Annotated in this window: 20 protein-coding genes; 10 read left to right on the top strand and 10 right to left on the bottom strand. The window is 42.7% G+C overall.

The window, feature by feature from the left end; genetic code table 11:
* Positions 1-25 precede the first annotated feature (25 nt).
* Positions 26-3,946, bottom strand: coding sequence for an ATP-dependent RNA helicase HrpA (gene hrpA / locus FTU72_RS04140; protein WP_179992420.1), 3,921 nt, complete (start codon positions 3,944-3,946; stop codon positions 26-28).
* A 362-nt stretch (positions 3,947-4,308) separates the two neighbouring features.
* On the opposite strand from hrpA, the gene ahpC reads away from it, so the two are divergent.
* Both ahpC and FTU72_RS04130 read left to right on the top strand, forming a co-directional pair.
* Positions 4,309-4,872, top strand: a complete 564-nt coding sequence (ahpC, locus tag FTU72_RS04135) for an alkyl hydroperoxide reductase subunit C (protein WP_004784041.1) — start codon at positions 4,309-4,311, stop codon at positions 4,870-4,872.
* Positions 4,873-5,165: 293 nt separating this feature from the next.
* Entirely contained in the window at positions 5,166-5,372 is a 207-nt protein-coding gene (locus FTU72_RS04130; protein ID WP_004784043.1) for a KTSC domain-containing protein, read from the top strand.
* Between the two features lie 16 nt (positions 5,373-5,388).
* Here FTU72_RS04130 and FTU72_RS04125 read toward each other — a convergent pair whose 3' ends face one another.
* Positions 5,389-5,979: an O-methyltransferase gene (locus FTU72_RS04125; protein WP_180011491.1), complete on the bottom strand. Its 591-nt coding sequence runs from the start codon at positions 5,977-5,979 to the stop codon at positions 5,389-5,391.
* Between the two features lie 43 nt (positions 5,980-6,022).
* Positions 6,023-6,241 (bottom strand): DUF1653 domain-containing protein, encoded by a 219-nt coding sequence (locus FTU72_RS04120; protein WP_125279047.1) that lies wholly within the window; start codon positions 6,239-6,241, stop codon positions 6,023-6,025.
* Between the two features lie 233 nt (positions 6,242-6,474).
* Between FTU72_RS04120 and ahpF the strand changes: the two genes are divergently transcribed.
* On the top strand, positions 6,475-8,040 hold the full coding sequence (ahpF, locus tag FTU72_RS04115) for an alkyl hydroperoxide reductase subunit F (protein ID WP_180011488.1): 1,566 nt from the start codon (positions 6,475-6,477) through the stop codon (positions 8,038-8,040).
* Positions 8,041-8,104: 64 nt separating this feature from the next.
* Here the strand turns inward: ahpF and FTU72_RS04110 are convergent, their stop codons facing one another.
* Positions 8,105-9,505, bottom strand: a complete 1,401-nt coding sequence (locus tag FTU72_RS04110) for a serine hydrolase (protein ID WP_179993098.1) — start codon at positions 9,503-9,505, stop codon at positions 8,105-8,107.
* Positions 9,506-9,973: 468 nt separating this feature from the next.
* On the opposite strand from FTU72_RS04110, the gene FTU72_RS04105 reads away from it, so the two are divergent.
* Entirely contained in the window at positions 9,974-10,222 is a 249-nt protein-coding gene (locus tag FTU72_RS04105) for a hypothetical protein (protein WP_179993097.1), read from the top strand.
* A 127-nt stretch (positions 10,223-10,349) separates the two neighbouring features.
* Positions 10,350-10,550, top strand: coding sequence for a hypothetical protein (locus FTU72_RS04100; RefSeq protein ID WP_179993096.1), 201 nt, complete (start codon positions 10,350-10,352; stop codon positions 10,548-10,550).
* Between the two features lie 5 nt (positions 10,551-10,555).
* On the opposite strand, the gene FTU72_RS04095 is transcribed toward FTU72_RS04100, so the two are convergent.
* The gene (locus tag FTU72_RS04095; protein ID WP_179993095.1) at positions 10,556-11,194 is read right to left on the bottom strand and encodes a LysE family transporter; all 639 of its coding nucleotides are present in this window, start codon (positions 11,192-11,194) and stop codon (positions 10,556-10,558) included.
* 120 nt (positions 11,195-11,314) lie between these two features.
* On the bottom strand, positions 11,315-11,881 hold the full coding sequence (locus FTU72_RS04090) for an FxsA family protein (RefSeq protein WP_179993094.1): 567 nt from the start codon (positions 11,879-11,881) through the stop codon (positions 11,315-11,317).
* A gap of 125 nt (positions 11,882-12,006) precedes the next feature.
* Between FTU72_RS04090 and ruvC the strand changes: the two genes are divergently transcribed.
* The gene (gene ruvC, locus FTU72_RS04085; RefSeq protein WP_004784062.1) at positions 12,007-12,552 is read left to right on the top strand and encodes a crossover junction endodeoxyribonuclease RuvC; all 546 of its coding nucleotides are present in this window, start codon (positions 12,007-12,009) and stop codon (positions 12,550-12,552) included.
* Here the strand turns inward: ruvC and FTU72_RS04080 are convergent.
* Both FTU72_RS04080 and FTU72_RS04075 read right to left on the bottom strand, forming a co-directional pair.
* Positions 12,549-12,830, bottom strand: a complete 282-nt coding sequence (locus tag FTU72_RS04080) for an acylphosphatase (RefSeq protein WP_179993093.1) — start codon at positions 12,828-12,830, stop codon at positions 12,549-12,551. The two genes, ruvC and FTU72_RS04080, sit on opposite strands and share 4 nt — an antisense overlap.
* 11 nt (positions 12,831-12,841) lie before the next feature.
* Positions 12,842-14,299, bottom strand: coding sequence for an NAD(P)H-hydrate dehydratase (locus FTU72_RS04075; RefSeq protein WP_179993092.1), 1,458 nt, complete (start codon positions 14,297-14,299; stop codon positions 12,842-12,844).
* Positions 14,300-14,322: 23 nt separating this feature from the next.
* Here FTU72_RS04075 and queG point away from each other — a divergent pair, with 23 nt between their 5' ends.
* The 3 genes from queG (at position 14,323) to bioB (ending at position 16,883) form a co-directional block, all read left to right on the top strand.
* The gene (gene queG, locus FTU72_RS04070) at positions 14,323-15,417 is read left to right on the top strand and encodes a tRNA epoxyqueuosine(34) reductase QueG (protein WP_159124491.1); all 1,095 of its coding nucleotides are present in this window, start codon (positions 14,323-14,325) and stop codon (positions 15,415-15,417) included.
* A 106-nt stretch (positions 15,418-15,523) separates the two neighbouring features.
* Positions 15,524-15,742, top strand: a complete 219-nt coding sequence (locus tag FTU72_RS04065; RefSeq protein ID WP_005236211.1) for a hypothetical protein — start codon at positions 15,524-15,526, stop codon at positions 15,740-15,742.
* Positions 15,743-15,881: 139 nt separating this feature from the next.
* A complete protein-coding gene (gene bioB, locus FTU72_RS04060; RefSeq protein ID WP_179993091.1) occupies positions 15,882-16,883 on the top strand; it encodes a biotin synthase BioB in 1,002 nt (333 codons plus the stop codon).
* Positions 16,884-16,893: 10 nt separating this feature from the next.
* Here bioB and FTU72_RS04055 read toward each other — a convergent pair whose 3' ends face one another.
* Together FTU72_RS04055 and FTU72_RS04050 are read right to left on the bottom strand one after the other, a co-directional pair.
* On the bottom strand, positions 16,894-17,121 hold the full coding sequence (locus FTU72_RS04055) for a hypothetical protein (RefSeq protein WP_125279759.1): 228 nt from the start codon (positions 17,119-17,121) through the stop codon (positions 16,894-16,896).
* A gap of 500 nt (positions 17,122-17,621) precedes the next feature.
* Positions 17,622-19,133 carry an aldehyde dehydrogenase family protein gene (locus tag FTU72_RS04050; RefSeq protein WP_179993090.1) on the bottom strand — a complete coding sequence of 504 codons (1,512 nt, stop codon included), beginning with the start codon at positions 19,131-19,133 and terminating at the stop codon, positions 17,622-17,624.
* A gap of 207 nt (positions 19,134-19,340) precedes the next feature.
* Here FTU72_RS04050 and FTU72_RS04045 point away from each other — a divergent pair, with 207 nt between their 5' ends.
* Positions 19,341-20,522, top strand: coding sequence for a helix-turn-helix domain-containing protein (locus FTU72_RS04045; protein WP_166139384.1), 1,182 nt, complete (start codon positions 19,341-19,343; stop codon positions 20,520-20,522).
* Positions 20,523-20,749 lie beyond the last annotated feature (227 nt).

Below are 20,749 nucleotides of genomic sequence, written 5' to 3'. Positions count from 1 at the left end.
ACTCCTTCTCAAAATGACCTATATCTTAACTGATTCCAAGACGTTCCCATACTTTTTGCAGGCGAGTTGGAGAAATGGGTGTTTTCGTTTTCATCGGTTGAGAAAACAATGAGATCCTTAACTCCTCAACCATAAAATACAATTCTTTAAGGCGAGCGTCATTTTTAAACTTAAATAATTTTTCCATCCACGGATCAATTTGGTCAATGGCGGAATCATCCCTCTGTAGGTTATTTGGCAAGCGCTCTAAACGCAAGATCAGGGCTTTCAAATAACGTGGAAATTCTGACCATACGTCGGAAGGTTTCCGATAAACGAAGTCAGAAAGACTCATCAAATCAAGCTGATCCTCAATATCATCAATATTTTTTCCAAATATAGATGGGTCTAAAACCAGTAATTTACGACGAATTTCCTGCCACTGGATATAAATATCCGTGATTTCTTTCAGTGCAGTCTGGCCATGAGTCAGGAAAGATTTTTTTACATCCTCTACCAACTTTTGGAACTCTTGCATATTGACAGGCAGCTCATTAATTGACAGGTGGAGTGTGGCATAAACTAACATTTGCTCCAGTTGGGCCTTATCGCCAAGCGGTGAATATGCCAGTGCCAGCGGTTTGGAAATCTGTTTTTTCAGCTGACGCACCAGATCTCCGAGCTGCATATGCACCAGCCGAATGATCCCTTCACGATGCTGTTTGACGGCTTCAGCCTGATCATTAAAGGTCTGAATCACGACACCAGATTCATCTTTCTGTTCCAGTGCAGCAAAGTCTTTGGTAGGAACCAGTGCCTGATATTGCTTAACGACTACACCCGTCACTTTCTGCGATGCTTCAAAGACAAAGTTTTCCGGGAAGGTTTTAAATTCACCTTTTAACTGTTTCACCGGGCTATGAGTTTCAGTACGGCAACGGGCTTTTAGCTCGGCCAGATCACGGCCTTGTTCAATCACGTGACCTTTTTCATCTATCACCTTGATCAAAGGCAAGAGATATTGCTCAACCCGATCCAGACTAAAATCTTTTTCTGTAATCTGCTCGCCACGCAACTGGAAAGCCAGAAAACTGAAAATATGCTCACGTAAATTTACCGCATCAATACGGGCTGCTAGCTTTTTCGCAGTATCTGGAATCGGCACCAGACTACGGCGTTTATCTTTAGGCAAAGTCTTTAATAAAGCTTCGATCAGTTCCAGACGCCAGCCTGGAACCCCCCATGACCAGATATTTTCATCGACCTGCGGCAAAGCCTGCAGCGGGATTTTAACCGTTGCACCATCTTCATCATGACTTGGGTCAAAACGGTAACTGGTCGCCAGACGCAATTCACCATTACGTAAATAATCCGGAAACTGTTGTGTGGTTGGACGATCATTCAGCCACAGCGCATCATCATCAATAAACAGATAACGTGGATCATGTGGCTCTACCGTGGCACGCCAGTCTTCAAAACTACGGCGACTCGCCACTTCTGGCGGCACTTTGGAGGCATAAAACTGGTAAATGGTTTCTTCATCCACGACCAAGTCACGACGGCGTAGCTTGTCTTCTACCCGTTCCACTTCTTCCAGTTTCAGCAAATTATGCTTCAGGAATGGGGGATTAATACCGAGATTTCCAGTGGTCAGTGCATCACGCAGGAAGATTTCATGCGCAGCAGGCTGATCCACTTTCTCATAATTGACCGGACGCTTCGGCTCGATGATCAGGCCGAATAACGAAATCTGATCATAGGCATTGACTACACCCGCTTTTTTCGACCAGTGCGGCTCAAAATAGTGATGTTTCAGCAAGTCACGCGCAGCTAGCAGAATCCATTCCGGCTCAATTTTCGCTAGAGTCCGTAAATACACCTGCGAGGTTTCAACCATTTCAAAAGCCATCACCCATGGGGTATTGGTTTTGTGCAGCGTTGATGCCGGGAAAATTCGTGCTTTCTGCTGACGAACTGCCATAAACACATTACGTTCATCAGTCTTGTTGGCAATAAAAGACAGTAAGCCAGTCAATAAAGCGCGATGCAGATTTTCATAACTGGCTTTCTTTTCATTAAAGGACAGTTTTAAGCCTTTAGCCAGATCCACCAGCTGCTCATGAGTTTTCTTCCATTCACGCAGACGTAACCAGCTCAGGAAATGATTCCGTGCAAAAGTACGACGTTTGTTTTCGCTCATACTTTCACAGTTATTATGCAGGGTATCCCAGAGCTTGATATAAAACAGGAAATCTGAATCTGCTTCACGGAACAAGGCATGTTTCTGATCAGCCTGCATCTGCTTATCCGCAGGACGTTCACGTGGGTCTTGTACTGCCAGCGCCGCGACAATCACCAAAGCTTCATTCAGTGCACCAAAATGGGCACCGCCAAGAATCATTCGCGCCAGACGTGGATCAATTGGCATTTTTGCCATTTGCTGACCGATCTTGGTTAATCCCCCTTGTGTTCCCCCTTTATTAAAGGGGGAAGAAGTTCCCGACTGCTTTTCGTCGGCAACTTTAGGGAGATTTTTCTCTGTCATTGCCCCAAGCTCAATCAAGAGCTTGCGACCATCATTGACCAGGCGGTGATCTGGTGGCTCAATGAAATCAAAATCTTCCAGTGAACCTAGGCCCAGACTTTGCATCTGTAAAATAACGGATGCCAGATTGGTCCGTTTAATCTCAGGTTCGGTAAATTCAGGACGACTTAAAAAGTCCTCTTCACTGTACAGACGAACACAGACGCCTGGCGCAATACGGCCACAACGGCCTTTACGCTGATTGGCAGCAGCTTGAGAAACCGCTTCGATCGGTAAACGCTGCACCCGTGAACGATAGTTATAACGGGAAATACGGGCAAAACCGCTATCAATCACATAACGAATATTCGGAACAGTTAATGCTGTTTCTGCTACGTTGGTGGCGATAATAATCCGTCGACCGCCGCCCGATGGATTAAAGATTTTTTGCTGTTCAGCCAGTGCCAGACGCGCATACAAAGGAAGTACTTCAGTATGGCGTGGACCATGCTTGATCAAGGTTTCCTGCAGTTCACGAATTTCCTGTTCGGTACTGGCAAAAATCAGGATATCAGCATGTTCCGGATGACCTTTTTCCTGTGCATCCTGAAAACATTCTTCTACTGCTGCAACCACTGCGCGTGGCAGATTTTCTTCAAAATCATCAAATTCGTCGTCATCACTGCCGACAATGCTCATTTCAGAAATTGGACGATAACGCACTTCTACCGGATAGCTACGTCCTTCCACTTCATAGATCGGCGCACCATTGAAGTAGTTACTAAAACGGTTTACGTCCAGCGTTGCCGAGGTAATGATCACTTTTAAATCTTTACGACGCGGCAACAGCTGCTTGAGATAACCCATGATGAAATCGATATTCAGCGAGCGTTCATGGGCTTCATCAATAATGATGGTGTCGTATTTGGTCAGGAACCGGTCATTGGCCAACTCTGCCAATAAAATACCATCCGTCATCAAACGGACGATCGAATCCTGTGAGCCCTGTTCATTAAAACGGACTTTAAAGGAAATTGATTCACCCAGTTTCTCGCCAACTTCTTCTGCAATACGCTGTGAGACGCTACGCGCAGCTAGACGACGTGGCTGGGTATGGCCAATCAGACCAGTCAGGCCTCGACCTGCCAGCATGGCGATTTGTGGTAATTGCGTAGTTTTACCGGAACCGGTTTCACCAGCCACAATAATGACCTGATGTTGCTGGATCGCTTCAATCAGCTTGTCTGCATACTGGGTAACAGGCAGATCCTGATTCAGCTTGATATTGGGAATGCGTTCGATACGCTGCATGACTTTGGCATGCGATTTTTCAAATAATTCTTGATATTGCTTTTGGTTGGCATCTTTACCTTTTTGGAGTCGATTTAAACGATGACGGTCACGCGCCATAACGAGCTGATCTACATTTAAAGGACTCTGCACTGAGAAAACACCTGATATAAAAAAAGACAATAGGCAGCTATTTTACGCTGTATTGCCCCTAAGCGAAAGAACGGCCATTTTGAATATTTTTATAATTTTTTAATTTTTGCCCTTGAATTTTACTGCTTGCGGCATCATGTCTGAAGAGGCATTAAATCGGGGTGAGTCTTGTCATGATGTATTCACCATTCTACGGTTGAATCATTTATATCAAGAGCAATGCTGTTTGTGCTGATGGTGTTTTATTTTTAGCTTAATTCGGTTTTTCCGATGTATGTTATGTAAAAATACTGTTTCAGCAAGAAAAATAATTTCTGTACCCTATCGGAAATTAAATACAAACCTCAATCATGGAGACAATGATGAGCTTAATTAATACTGAAGTTAAACCGTTCAAAACAACTGCGTTCCAAAATGGTAAATTCATCGAAGTAACAGAAGCTGACCTTAAAGGTAAATGGTCTGTAGTATTCTTCTACCCAGCTGACTTCACTTTCGTTTGCCCAACTGAACTTGGCGACCTTGCTGACAACTACGAAGAATTCAAAAAATTAGGCGTTGAAATCTACTCAGTTTCTACTGACACTCACTTCACTCACAAAGCTTGGCACGATTCTTCTGAAGAAATCAAAAAAATCCAATACGTAATGGTTGGCGATCCTACTTGGACTCTTGCTAAAAACTTCGACGTACTAATCGAAGCTGACGGCCTTGCTGACCGTGGTACTTTCGTGATCGATCCAGAAGGTAAAATCCAAATCGTTGAAATCAACGCTGGCGGTATCGGTCGTGATGCTCAAGAACTTCTTCGTAAAGTTAAAGCAGCTCAATACGTACACGCTCACCCAGGCGAAGTTTGCCCAGCTAAATGGAAAGAAGGCGACGCAACTCTTGCTCCTTCAATCGACCTAGTTGGTAAAATCTAATCTGCATTAGATTGAACTGATTCAAAAAAACCACGCTTTTAGCGTGGTTTTTTATTTGAACGTTTATTTGATTGCTCTATTGGCCAAACGTTTTATTTTCCCTTTTCTTGTATCTAAAGCCATCCTATTAAATCTTTATTTTTCACTTTAAAGATCATATAAAAATCAGGCATGCATATTGCATCCTCTTCATAACAATCCCCTACTTATGCTTACAATTCAGTTATACATCTTCAATGTCAGTTGGCATAAGTTCAAGACATAAGATAATAATATTCAGTGGAGGAAAACGTATGCAAAAACTGCTAACCGTGATCTCATGGGCTTATAGTCCTTCTAGCCGCCACCTGAAAATCATTTATAGCAATGGCGATATAGAACTCTACCATCCTGTTCCCGAATTTGTTTATGACAACCTGTTAAGACGACAAGATAAAATGGCCTTTGTACAGAAATATCTTGAATACAACTTACATTTCGACCGGGTTTGCCTGTTTTAATTTAACTAATTTCTGCTTAACGATAAGTCACCATGAGTAAGCCAGCTCCAATCGGCAACGTACTCATGATAAAACCTGAATCCTGCTGGATGAGCTGAATAAATTCTTCTACTTCCGCAGCATGTGAAATCACATTATCCACCAGTAATACTCCACCTTTTGGCTTGAGTAATCGGGCCAAATGGGTCCAATAATCCACATAAGCATCACGTTCTGCATCTAACAATATAAAATCAAATACGTCCTGCTCAGCGTGCAGATAATGCAAGGCATCTGTCACTTTAAAATCAATCAAATCCTTCAAGCCTAGCTGACTTGCATACTGCTCGGCCTGCGCAACTCTTTCTGCATCTATTTCTAATGTTGTAATCGTCGCTTGAGTCTGCCGGGCGGCTTCGGCCAGCCATAAAGTGGAATAACCCGTAGAGGTACCGATTTCCAGAATACGTTTGGATTGCTGGACACGAATGAGTAATGATAAAAATCGGCCTGATTCAGGCTCAATATTTCGATAACGTTGCAGACGTTCAGTTTGTTGAAGATCATGCGCATGAAAGGTCTTATACAGTTCCTGCATAAAACTTTCAAAATGTTGTAATTGATTCATTGCTCTTCTCTGAGGTGATCTAAATAATTTTTTTATGGATTGATTAAAGTGCCTGAACCAATTTAAAGCGTTCTACTTCACGATCATCACTGGTACTAATACTTTCCGTAAACATGGATAGCGGTCGAACCCAAATCGAATAGTCACCATAAAGGCATTGATAAACCACCAGCTTTTCCTCCGTTTCACTATGCGTTGCCACATGCAGAACCTGATAAAGCTTGCCCTTATAATGTTGATAAATACCGCGTTGTAATTCCATCGTTCAACTCTCAAATGCAGAATTCCAATCTTAACTGAAAAAGACCAATCACACTTTAAACTACTTGAAAATTCATGCTAAGCACTCATATATAAGCTTGAAATTAATCATGAATTTTTCAATACATTTGCAAAACCGATCAAATTTATAAAAACAAACTGTTTTATCTATTTATCGATTTAGCTTAGTATCTACTTATCGAATGAATTCTTACTCCTTTGGAGACGTTAGCAATGTTAGATCAAAATACTTCAGCTCAATTAAAAACACTACTTGAACGTTTGGAAGGCCCGATTGAATTAGTGGCAACTCTGGATGGCTCTGACAAATCAGCTAAAATCAAAGAATTGGTTGAGGAAATCGCCCAGCTTTCTGATCTAGTGACTGCCCGTTTTGACGGTACCAACAAACGTGCACCAAGCTTTGGTGTGGCAAAAGCCGGTGAACAGCCTCGTGTGTTCTTTGCAGGCTTGCCGATGGGTCATGAGTTTACTTCCCTGATTCTGGCATTGTTACAAACTTCAGGCTATGCACCAAAAGTCTCTGCCGAAGTTCTGGAATCAATTAAAGGTTTGGGGATCAAATCTGACTTTGATGTATTCGTATCACTCAGCTGTCATAACTGTCCGGATGTCGTTCAGGCATTGAACCTGATTGCCATCTATAACCCGGGTACAACAGCCACCATGATTGATGGGGCTTTCTTCCAGGACGAAGTGGAAGAACGCAAAATCATGGCCGTACCAATGGTGTTTCAGGACAATGAACATATCGGTCAGGGTCGTATGACACTGGAAGAAATCATTGCCAAACTGGATACCAATGCTGCAGCCAAAGATGCTGAAAAACTCAATGCCAAAGATGCATTTGATGTCTTGGTAATTGGTGGTGGACCTGCAGGGAATACTGCAGCGATCTATGCAGCACGTAAAGGTATTAAAACTGGCATCGTGGCTGAACGCATGGGCGGTCAGGTCATGGATACCATGGACATTGAAAACTACACATCAGTGCAAAAAACCCAAGGTCCGAAATTTGCCGCTGAAATGGAAGCACACGTGCGTGAATACGGCGTTGACATCATGAACCTGCAACGTGTGTCTGACATCAAAGGCGCAGATAGCACAGCGAATGGTCTGGTAGAAGTGACTTTAGAAAATGGTGCGAAACTTGAATCTAAAACAGTCATTCTGTCTACCGGTGCACGCTGGAGAGAGATGAATGTTCCAGGTGAACAGGAATACAAAACTCGTGGTGTAGCGTATTGCCCACACTGTGATGGTCCACTGTTCAAAGGCAAACGTGTTGCAGTGATCGGTGGTGGTAACTCGGGTGTAGAAGCTGCAATTGACCTTGCAGGTATCGTTGAGCATGTAACGCTGGTTGAGTTTGATACCAAACTACGTGCGGATCAGGTGTTGCAGGACAAACTGAACAGTTTGCCAAACACCACTGTGATCAAAAATGCGCTTTCTACCGAAGTGATCGGTGACGGTTCACAAGTCACAGCGTTGAAATACAAAGACCGTGCAACTGATGAAGAGCACACTGTTGAGTTGGCTGGGATCTTCGTTCAGATCGGTTTGTTGCCAAATACCGACTTCCTGAAAGGAACTGATGTTGAGCTAACCAACCGTGGTGAGATTGTGATTAACGAACGCAATGAAACCAATGTGAAAGGTGTGTTTGCTGCAGGTGACTGTACCACTGTTCCTTACAAACAGATCATCATCGCGACTGGTGAAGGTGCCAAAGCATCATTATCTGCCTTTGATTACATCATTCGTTCTGGTCAGTAATCCTTAAAATCCATGAATTAAAAAAGCCCGCACAATGCGGGCTTTTTACTATCTCAAAGCTGATTTATTCCTGTAAGAGTTGAGCTGCCAGTTTTTCAATATTTCCCATTTCAGGATGTACAGCAGCGACATTGGCTAAAATCGTCACTGCCTTTTTCTTGTTTAAATCAATCATCAAAATAGCAGAATGCCCTGCGGTATTTCCCCCATGCCAGATGATTTTGGTGCCATTTTCCTGTTCTCGCACAAACCAGCCCAATCCCAATTGGTAGCTACCTGCTTGTTCTGTGGTTGCTTGCTGAGTTAATTGTACTGCCGCATTTTTTGCATCGAGTTGAGCTTGTGCAAATCTGGTTAAATCTGAAGCTGTAGAGAGTACACCGCCCGCAGGTAAAAAGGTATCAAATGCCCAGGTGGTGATTTCTTTTCCTTGGGCATCAAATGCAGACACAAGTTGCTTAGCTGCTTGATCAGGCGAGGTATAGCTATGTTTCATCCCATACTTTTTAAAGACATATTCATTGAGTAACTCAGCAAAATCCTTATTTTGCGATTGACTCAAACTCTGTCCCAATAAAGCCACAGCCAAATTAGAATAATGTGGCACTTTTCCACTGTTATTTGCATGTTCAAGCTCTAAGGAATTTTTTAAATATTCTTCCAGTTTAGCTGCATCATATTCCTTATATGGATCAGTATCATCATCTACTTCCAAATTACTCGGTAGTCGTGGCAGTCCAGACGTATGATTGGCTAAATCCTGAAAGCGAACCTGGATATTGTCCTTGAATGGAAAGGCATAATAAGGATTAATCTTGTCATCCAGTTTAATTTTATTTTGTGTCACCAGTTCAGCCAATATGGTTGATGTCATCACTTTGGTCAGAGAACCAATTGCAAAGATTTTATCCTGATTGGCCTTGGCCTGGATTTTGTCCTTATGCTTCTGTACTCCATAGTAATGGGGTTTGTCCTGATCTAATACCGCTATCGCTACTTGAGTTTGTTCTGGAAAAGTACGAGTAACCTGATAAATTTTCTCTGCAATCGCTTTTGGATAGCCTTGAATAGCATTGACTGTCTTATTATTTGCTGCGGTAGATTCGATATAGGGCGTAAATAAAAGGCCGGAAATCTGTTGATCATTATTCAAACTCATGCTGAGTTTCAGACGATCTTTTTCAAAGTTGGCCTTATAGACTGCAGTCTCTTTGCCTTTAGACTCTATATACTCAAGACTTTGTATTTTGCCGAGTTGCTGCTGCAAGTCTTTAGAGACTTTTTCAAACATATTTAAAGGAATTGCCTTTTTCGCTTCAGGTGAAAACTTTTCAAAAATTGCTGTATAATTTTGCGCATTAAAATCCTGCTGAAACTGGGCAATAACTTCCTTTTCAATATCCGATTGGGCATAAAGACTGCTTATACAAAGCAAGGATGATAAAAACAGTGATATTTTCTTCATGAGATCAGTATTGTTCCTTAAGTTTATAGGGCACTTTCATAAAAATTATTGAAATTAAACATTTTTATAGACTTAATACAGTGCAACGAATAGTTAAAAAATAAGCAAAATATATTCCATATCATTCTATTTTGTAGGGCAGATCAATTCATCCAAGTTTTTGCCCTGTCTATTTGCCATTTTATACTTGTTTTTCTTAAGCTCCACTCGAACTGGTTCAAAAATTGCTTATGAATTGATAGATAGCATAGTTAATTATTTCAGAGAATTTTATTGAAATAATGTAACGATGTTATGTACTTAGCCAATTATTATTTGTTTTCCTCACTGAGACTTGGGTAACTTTTTGTTATATGACTTGTCAGCGTCTAATTTCATCATTAACATGAAATGCAGACCTGAAATACCTGAAATAAAAGTCCGTGAAAGATAACAAAAAAAATATCAAAAATGTAATGGAGCTTAGCAATGTACTATCAATATCACTGTGCGTGCTGCGATAAAGTTGTGGAAGCTGGCCAAAAAGAATGTCATGCCTGTGGCTCACATAATATTCGCAGCCCTTATGGTTTTTGGATTTTATGTCTGGTGGCCTGTCTGGTTACTGCAATCGCATTCAAGGTAATGCATGTCTATATCCAGTCACAGCAACAAGAAGCGCCAGCTCAATCATCTTTATTTGATGTGCTGCAACAAGATAATAAACGTCCGCGCTAATTTTTTTATCCTCAAGCAAGACCTGACTTGGATCAGGTCTTTTTTATGCGATTTTAACTTGAATATGAAACGCTGCCAGAATAGAAAATTTGAATTACAATAAGTCATCTTGCAGTGAGAGATGAAAATGGTTCAGTTAATTAAAAAAGGCGGCTTACGTGAGCGTGCCAATCGCAGTCGCAGTTATCAGGGTTCGGAAAATACTGAGGCCACCCTTAAACCGAATCGTTATCAGTCTCCAGTGCAGAAACAGGATCATCCAGTTTCTGATGCTTCCGCTGCACAGCAGCTTTCTACCGAAAACTCCTCTATTACCCCATCGAATTAAGATTTTTAGTTCATTAGAACCAACGCGTCATACCATAACCAGACTGCAAAAATCAGGAATAACCCGCCTGAAATCATATCGATATAACTTCCTGATCGCTGGTAAGCCTCTTTAATTTTGGGATGGGAAATTAATAGCATCAGTAAAGTAAAAGTAATAAAGGTTTGCAGCGGAATAATCACTGCCAGTTGCGCTTTTAAATAATCAGAAGCTGATGAGCTCAGTGCAAGTGAAAATACGCTACTGAAATAGATCAGGGTTTTAGGATTCGACAGATTAGTCAATAAACCCTGCATAAAGTAACTTTTTGGTGTTTCTACCGTATTTAAATCATCTTGAGCTTGATGCCTGTTCTGAAAACCTTGCCATCCACCTTTTAGCATGGCCCAGCCCATTTTGGCCAAAAATAGCCCACCGATGACCATCAATACCTGTTGAATCCAGGGAAACTGGTCGATCAATACGGTAAAGCCTGCTAGCGTCAATACCACCCAAACCACGATCCCCGCTGAAATTCCGGCAATTACCTTTAGGGCATTCATACGTGTCGTAGAAGCTGCACTTGTTGCGATAAGTAAGATGTCAGGACCGGGACTTAATTGAGCTACAAAATGTAGAAAACAGATGGTAAAAAGCAAAGACATTTAAAAAAGATCAAATGGTAAAAAAACTATTATAACTTTTGTTTAATGAAATTAGAAAGTTCCAATAAAAAAGCCGAATCATGAGATTCGGCTTGAAGCATTTATATTGAAAGCGTGATTTTATTTCTTGTTCACATCTTTCATTTCAATTTTCTTGGCTTCTGGGGTCACTTCACGGGCTTCACCATCAATAATGGTCGAATCACCATGCCCCCCCTGCTGGTTCTGCATATCCTGCATTTGACGCATCATTTCAGCAAACGGGTTTTGATCTGCACCGCCACCGACATCGCCCATCATGCCACCTATCATTTTTTCCATCATGGCTTGCTGACGTTTCATCATCATTTTCATCATGGCTGCCTGGAAAGCACGTTGTACAGGTGGAATCAGCATTAATACCGCAAGCACATCACTAATCAAACCAGGAATCAGCAGGAAAAAGCCGGCTAAGATTTTAGGCAAATTATTTGATAATGCTGGATCTGCACTCATCTGTCCCATCTGCATTTGCTGCATTTGTGGCATTACACCGGCCGAATATTTCCGGATCAGGTTCATACCGATAAAGAAGGCCGCTACGAACCAGAAAAATACGTACCACATGCTCCCGACAAGGTCACCCACGCCAATCCATACAAATACTTCGAGGACTAAGCCGGCCAGGATAATAAGAAATAATTTCATGAAAATTAATCTAATCTCAGTAAAATAAATATTAGGATGCTGTAATCAACTGCTTCATCAGGATCAAGCTTTTTTGATACGCTTATGTAACAATATGGGCATTATTTTATTTTTAAAGTGCAGGCATGTCATTAATTATTGGGATTGATCCCGGTTCGCGTCTAACAGGTTACGGTATCATCCAGAAAGAAGGTTCAAAACTCACTTTTGTTGATGCAGGAACGATTAGAACTGAAACAGCGGAAATGCCTGAACGTTTAAAACGAATCTTTGCTGGTGTCGAACGGATTGTCAAATTTTACGGCCCGACCGAGGCTGCGGTGGAACAGGTGTTTATGGCACAAAATCCGGATTCTGCTCTCAAACTGGGTCAGGCTCGTGGTGCGGCAGTCGCAGCCTTGGTGAATCTGGATCTGAAAGTTGCCGAATATACGGCACGGCAGATCAAACAGTCTGTTGTGGGCTATGGCGCTGCAGACAAAGAACAGGTTCAGATGATGGTTATGCGTATTCTGAACCTGACAATCAAACCGCAACAAGATGCTGCCGATGCACTTGCTGCTGCGATTTGTCATGCTCATGCTTCAGGCAGCATGAGTAAAATGGCCGTATTGAATGCCTTAGGCGGTATGGCACGCGGACGCAGCCGGGTCAGCACCCGTCGTCGTTAGTCTTTAGTTAATACTTTAAAATCCTGAAAATCAGCGTCCTGAAGAGTCAATTTCTGCTGATGAATTGCAGTGACTTCTGCACGTTGTGGTCCAGTTCTGCTGAGCTGGATCATTTCCCGAACAATCGCTTCCTTCCCCACAATGATAGCCTCAACTTCGCCTGTTTCCAGATTACGCACAAAACCCTTTAAACCTAATTGAATTGCTTGTTGTTCAAACCAGCGACGGTAGCCCACGCCCTGCACTTTGCCCTGAATGATCAAATGAATGGCCTGCATTTTTATTGTCCTTAGTGGTTCACAACCTGGTAAATGGCATGTTTCATATCTTGTGCCTGCAAGCCGCGTTCACCTTTTTTCGCCAATACATCACCGGCAAGTGCGTGCAAAGTTACGATTTCATGTAAATGGGTGGCATCTTTAAATTGGGCTTTCAAACTTGCGATCATGCCAGCAAGTACATCTCCCATTCCTCCGGTTCCCATACCGGCATTGCCTGCGGTACAGATGAAAAGAGCATCTTCTAAAATCAGGCTACCTGAACCTTTGAGCACCCATTGTCCCTGATATTTTTGCTGGAGCTGTTGAATTGCCTGAATACGATCTGCTTCGACTTCTGATGCTTTCATTTCTAACAAAGTAGCCGCTTCACCCGGATGTGGTGTTGCATAAGTATGGGCATTCAACTTTTGTGGTGATTTTGCCAGAAACCACAAGGCGTCTGCATCGAGAACTGTCTCCAGTTCTGATTGCTGAATCAGGTCAAACCAGTATTTATATTGCTGTTCAGCCCAAGTATCTCGTCCTAACCCCATACCAAAACAGACAGCATCCACATGACGAACTAAAGCTTGGCGTTGCTCAGCATCTAGCGCATTAATATCACGCAGCATGATATTCGGAGCACGTGACAAAATGGCAGTATGATGTTTGGCATCACAAACCACAGTGACCTTACCTGCACCGGCAGCAAAGGCTGCCTCAGCTGCCATAATGACCGCACCGCCCATATCGGCATGCCCCCCAATTACGAGCACATGCCCATAACTGCCCTTATGTCCAAAAGCTTCACGTTTAGGCAGATGAATTTGAGTCGAGGAAATTTGAGCTATCGGCACAAGTTCAGCATCGGGAGGAATAACCGAGATGACCTCTACCTTGCCGGCATATTCTTTGCCTCGTCCGGTAAATAGTCCCGCCTTTAAACCTAAAACAGTAAAACTATGATCTGCCTTAATGGCAACCGGCAAAGACTGTCCGGTATTGGCATGCAGTCCGCTTGGAATATCCACTGCAATTTTAAGACCTTGCTGGGCATTAATGCTTTGAATAATCTGTTGCCAATTTTCATTCAGATCACGGTTCAAGCCGATCCCAAATAAGGCATCAATATAGACATCATATTGTTTCTGAAAATTAAAACCTGAATAAGTGGGTATACCGATTTGCTGAGTTTCCCGGATTGCTTGAGCCAGATCCTGTGATGGATTGGGTTCTGCTGCATAAATATCTATTTCAAAACCGGCCTGTTTTAAATATTTACCTATCAGATAACCATCACCGGCATTATTACCCTGACCGCAACACACAGCGATTCGGGTCAATTGCTGTTGTTCCAACAAAGGGATGAGTCGCTGCGCAATCGACCATGCTACCTGTTGCATCAAACCATAAGAACTATTTTGCTTGCCAAACCAGCGCTGCTCCCATGCTTGTATATTGCGGCTATGATAAACTTGCTGCTGCATTTCTTATTTCCTGTTTCTGGTTTATGACAACACCCGATTCCCAAGCGCAAATCCAAGTTTATCAACAAGATCCCCATGAACTGAAAGCGTGGATCAAAGCGCAGGCACGAGAACTGGGTTTTTCTGATTGTGTCATTGCCCAACCGGATGCTCAAGCAGAATTAGTCCGCTTGCAGGAATATTTAGACCGCGGCTATCACGGTGATATGAAGTTTTTGGAAGAAAATCTGGAAAAACGTGCCGATCCCACACTGCTTATTCCCAATACCAAATCCGTGATCTGTGTACGAATGGATTATCTGGTCGATCTTCCAGAACCGCGTCTAGTGCCCTATGCACCAAATTCTGCGATTATTGCCCGTTATGCCCGTGGTCGTGACTATCATAAGACCATGCGCGGGCGCCTAAAAATGCTGGCTTCTAAAATTCGGGAAAAAGTTGGTGAATTTGAATCCCGCCCCTTTGCAGACTCTGCTCCTGTATTTGAAAAATCCCTGGCCGAAAGTGCGGGCATGGGCTGGACCGGTAAACATACTTTATTAATCCATAAAAAATCCGGGTCTTTCTTTGTTTTAGGTGAGCTGTTTAGCTCACTGGAACTGCCCTTTGATGAGCCTGCAAGCAAACATTGTGGTTCATGCACAGCCTGTATTGATATTTGTCCGACACAGGCTATTGTTGAACCGTATATGCTGGATGCACGTCGCTGTATTGCTTATTTAACCATTGAGTATAAAGGGATCATTCCAGAGGAGTTACGTCGAGGGATTGGTAACCGGGTCTTCGGTTGCGATGATTGTCAGTTGATTTGTCCGTGGAACAGCTTTGCTCAAAAAACTAATATTGAAGATTTTCACCCCCGACATGGACTGGATCAAGTGAGTTTACTGGATCTCTGGCAATGGGATGAAGCTACATTTTTAAGCTCAACTGAAGGCAGTCCATTACGCCGTACCGGCTATCAGAGCTTTATGCGCAATATTGCGATCGGCTTGGGTAATGCGCCTTTTGATCCACAGATTGTCCAGGCATTACAAGCTCAGCAGAATCAACATGATGAGATTGTACAAGTTCATATTGACTGGGCCATACAGGAACAACTGGCAAAATCCCGGTAATTTTCAATTTTTACTTCGGTTCACATTTTCTCGTCAAAGCCTTACACAGTTACTGTGCAAGCTATGGCATAAAGGAAAAAGAATAGAAATAAAGCCGGAGGTGGATATGCAAAAGTCATCTGATACACAACATCAAAATCAGGAACAGCTTGAAGAGTTGCAACATCAACACCAGAAGCAGCAACAACAGCAACAGCAGCAGTCACAACATGGCCCGCTTGGCTCTCCAAAAAATAACCAGCACGAACAAGATGAACGTGTATTAAACAAGCAACATCGTAGTGATTTACAAAACCAGAATATTCACGGAAATCATCGTGAATAAACTCCGATCAAGAGTTCAACTACAAAGCTCACCTTGTGTGGGTTTTGTTTTTTCTATAAGGTCATATTTTGCTAATGAAGATGGCGATACTTTTACTTAAGATGGAGCCTGATAAATAAATATGAACAAGGATGGACAGATGAACAGTATTGATCCGATACGTAATGATTGGTCTCGTGCAGAAATTGAGGCCCTGTATCAACAACCTTTAATGGATTTGCTCTTTCAGGCTCAACAGGTTCATCGTCAATATTTTGATGCCAATGCCGTTCAGGTCAGTACCCTGCTCTCTATTAAAACCGGTAAATGCCCAGAAGATTGCAAATACTGTTCTCAGTCCGCACATTATGACTCCAAACTCGAAGCGGAAAAACGAATCGCAGTAGAAAAAGTAATTCAGGAAGCAAAAGAAGCTCTTGCCTCTGGCAGTTCACGTTTCTGTATGGGAGCAGCATGGCGTAATCCGCATGAACGTGATATGCCTTATGTACTGGACATGGTACGTGAAGTCAAAGCACTGGGACTCGAAACCTGTATGACTTTAGGCATGCTGAATGCCTCACAGGCAGAACGCCTGAAAGATGCAGGACTGGATTATTACAATCACAATCTGGATACGTCACGTGAATACTATTCACATATTATCAGTACCCGCAGTTTTGATGACCGATTGGATACACTGGATCATGTGCGTCAAGCGGGTTTAAAAGTGTGTAGTGGTGGCATTGTCGGCTTAGGTGAAAGTCGTAATGACCGGATCGGTTTATTGTTTGAGCTTTCTACCCTTCCAATTCATCCGGAATCTGTGCCTATCAATATGCTGGTGCCAATCGAAGGCACACCGATGGCAGATGTTGAAAAACTGGATGTGATTGAATGGATTCGAACTATTGCAGTGGCCCGCATTCTGATGCCAAAAAGTTATATTCGTCTTTCGGCAGGCCGTGAATCACTGACTGACTCAGATCAGGCATTGGCATTTATGGCAGGCGCCAACTCAATTTTCTCAGGCGAAAAACTTCTAACGACTCCAAATACAGCCAAAGGTCGTGACCAACAGCTCTTTGAAAAATTGGGACTGGTAGCAGAACAACCAAAGCCAAGCATCCGCGCATTGGCGACTGATGCAATGGCAAGTTAATTGAAATAATTCAAGATGCTGAAAAGTTATGCGCAGTAATTAAAATGCCATAACTGGCATTGAGATAATCACCGATCCGGATCTGGTCTGTTCCATTGGCATGATGTACGACCAGTTCCTGCGTCAGTGCATCAAAACTAAAAGAGTCATAACAGTCCTGATGCAGGCTTAACCAGTGTAAAGTGTCAGCCAGATTTTCATCTACAATATAGGTTTTGGCATGGAAATCTTTGCTCATTTAAGCCTTCTCATCATGTGGTACTGGTAATGATTTTAATGGATATGAGTTTAGATTAAATATAATGGATATAAAAAAGTGAGCATATCGCTCACTTTTTCTTGCAGTATTTTTTAATCTCTTTGGGTACCACATTTGCGGCATTCCCAATCTGCCCCAATTTCCTCCATTTGCTGGTATTCATAAATGTGCAAGCAGAATAGTTTTTTCAGTAGTTGAAGCATTATAAAACTCCCGTTTCATCATTTTTAAAATACGCTTCTTTAGGCACCCTTCCTGAGTGTCGATTTGTTGTTCTGGATAAAAACCACCTCTAACTTATAACCAGAATTTTTCAAAATGTAAAACCTATTTCATTCATTTTTTCAACTTTCCGATAAAGTTAAATTTCAATTGATTCATGCTTTTAATTAGCATCTGTGATCTATATCTCAAATACCACTTATTAAAGATTCTCTACTATAAAAAAAGCGAACCGAAGTTCGCTTTTTTGCTTTTATTTAGAAGAAACCAGCTGGCTTGGTTGAATAACTCACCAACAGGTTTTTGGTCTGCTGGTAATGATCCAGCATCATCTTGTGGTTTTCACGACCGATCCCAGATTTCTTGTAACCACCAAAGGCTGCATGGGCCGGATAGATATGATAGCAGTTGGTCCAGACACGACCCGCTTCAATGGCACGGCCAGCGCGATACGAGGTATGTGCCGAACGTGACCAGACACCAGCACCTAGGCCATAAATCGTATCGTTGGCAATCTTGATGGCATCATCAAAATCTTTAAAGGTGGTTACTGCCAGTACCGGCCCAAAAATTTCTTCCTGGAAGGTACGCATATTATTGGTGCCTTTAAAGATGGTCGGTTCAATGTAGAAGCCTTGCCCGACTTCCTGACGTACACCGCCACCAACAAGCACTTCTGCACCTTCGCCGCGACCTGTTGCAATACACCCCAGAATCTTGTCCTGCTGTTCCTGCGATGCCTGCGCACCAATCATGGTTTCAGTATCGAGTGGATGACCAGTTTTAATACGTTTAACCCGATCGATTGCCAGTTCCAGGAACTGATCAGCAATACTTTCCTGGACCAAAGCACGTGATGGACAGGTACAGATTTCCCCTTGGTTCAAGGCAAACATGGTGAAACCTTCCAGTGCTTTTTCCAGATAATCATCCTGCTGCGCCATGACATCTTCAAAGAAAATATTTGGTGATTTACCACCAAGTTCCAGTGTCACCGAAATAATATTTTCAGTGGCATATTGCATGATTTGCTGACCTACAGCAGTCGAACCAGTGAAGGCAATTTTGGCAATACGCGGATTCACAGCCAGTGGACGGCCGACTTCAACACCATAGCCATTCACGATGTTTAATACACCTTCAGGTAACAGGTCCTGAATCAGTTCAGCCAGTACCAGAATACTGACCGGGGTCTGCTCTGCCGGTTTCAGAACGATACAATTGCCTGCGGCCAAAGCCGGTGCCAATTTCCATGCTGCCATCAAGATCGGGAAGTTCCATGGAATGATCTGACCAACCACACCTAAAGGCTCATGGAAATGGTAGGCAATGGTATCTTCATCAATCTCAGAAATGCCGCCTTCTTGCGCACGGATACAGCCGGCGAAATAGCGGAAGTGATCAATCGCTAAAGGAATATCAGCAGCCAGGGTTTCACGGATTGGCTTGCCATTGTCCCAGGTTTCAGCCACCGCCAGCAGTTCCAGATTGGCTTCGAGACGATCAGCAATTTTGAGCAGAATGTTAGAGCGAGTCGTTGGAGATGATTTATTCCATTGTGCTTTAGCTTTATGCGCAGCATCCAGCGCCAGTTCAATATCTTCCACGCTAGAACGTGGCACTTTGGTAAACAGCTTGCCATCTACAGGAGAAATATTATCAAAGTATTCGCCTTTGACTGGCGGCACCCATTGCCCACCAATAAAGTTGTCATACTGGGCTTTGAAATGAACTTTTGAGCCAGGCTGGTTCGGATCGATATAACGCATATGTATTTCCTTTGCTTATTTTAATCTTTAAAAATGCTGCATCTACAGCTTTGGTATAAGGTACATCCGTACTCTATTTAGTTAACATACGCGTTATAAGGTTGGAGAAAGGTTGGCACTCAACCGATTTACATTTCTTTTGATTCCTCATAAAAACAATAATAATTACATTTGGATGTAAATCATGAATTATTGTGAGAATAAGGAATGATGACAGAACAGAGCTTGATACAACAAAGGCAAAAAATTGATCAGCTTCGTCAAAGCAGCAGTTTATCGCCTTCACATGCAGCACAACTCGAACAGAGCATCGTTAGCTCCTGGCAACGCTCTTCTTTAGCCGAGATTCCCAAAAATCGTCTGGCTGCCCCATTAACAGATATAAAACAAATCAGCACTTCTTCGGCTTTAAGTCATGCCTTGGAACATTGTGCTGAAAGTTTGAGGCATATTGCCGAACAGTCCTCTATGGTTTTGGCCGTTGGAGATATTGGCAGTACGGTACTATGGCGGGCCTCCTGCCCTGAATTGCGCACAATTGCTGATAATATTCACTTAGTTGAAGGCGGTCAGTGGCGTGAGGAACTGGTCGGGACCAATGCCCTTGCCCTGTCGATCAAAACCCAACAATCGAGCTGCGTGTTTTCCAGCGAACATTACATGCCTTCCGTGCAGGATCTAGTCTGTTATGCCTCCCCCATTATTGATCCTTATTCCAAACAGATTCTAGGGGTTATTGATCTGTCCACCCACTGGCAAAAACATAATAGCTTAGGGCTATTAGCAGCCGAACGTTGTGCATCCATCATTCAATCTGCTTTACTGGAATCGCAAAAACAGCGTTTATATATTCGTGCCTTTTCTGTCCCGCAGGTCATTTTTAATGGTAAAACCCTGACCATAACCCCACGCCAGACTGAAATTCTCGCTATTCTGGCTTTATTCCCACAAGGTTTAAGTCTGGATCACTTGCATCAGGCACTTTATGGCGAACGTAAAGTCAGCATGGGTACGCTAAAAGCTGAAATGTCACAGTTACGAGATATTCTGGGCGGTATGCTTGGTTCGCGCCCTTATCGATTGCTGGCGCATGTTGAAGCAGACTTCCTGCAAACCGAACAGTCTTTAGATGCAGGTTATATCGATTCAGCCTTAAAACTTTATACTGGAGTTTTTCTGGCAAAAACTGAAAGCCCATTTTTATGTGCATGGCGGGATTGTCTGGAATCACGTCTCAGTGATGCTATTTTCAAAGCCAATGAAACTGATGTGCTGCTGAAACATGTAGCACGTTTTCCTGAAGCAATTGATGCGGTTGAACGTCTGATTGAACTGATGCCAAAAGGTCATCCAGCACATCAAACCCTGCTTAAATTTCAGGATATTTAAAAATCAGATCATTTCTTGTTTGGCTTCTTGTTAGCAAGATAATTACGGCTATCTTCCATTGAGAAGATTCCAACTTATAAAAATATAAAAAGCATTTAACTAGGGTGTGTTGACACTTTTAGCTTAAAAAAATAGCGAAGTAGTAAAATCAAATCGCCAAACCCAATTTTACTATTCGCTATGCCTCGTACCATGCTGACAGATCAACACTGGCAAAAGTTGAAAGT

The organism is Acinetobacter sp. YH12137, assembly GCF_013418535.1.
In the GTDB taxonomy this organism is placed as follows: domain Bacteria; phylum Pseudomonadota; class Gammaproteobacteria; order Pseudomonadales; family Moraxellaceae; genus Acinetobacter.
Note: the sequence above shows the minus strand (reverse complement) of the source record. Positions and strands in the feature narration are given on the sequence as shown.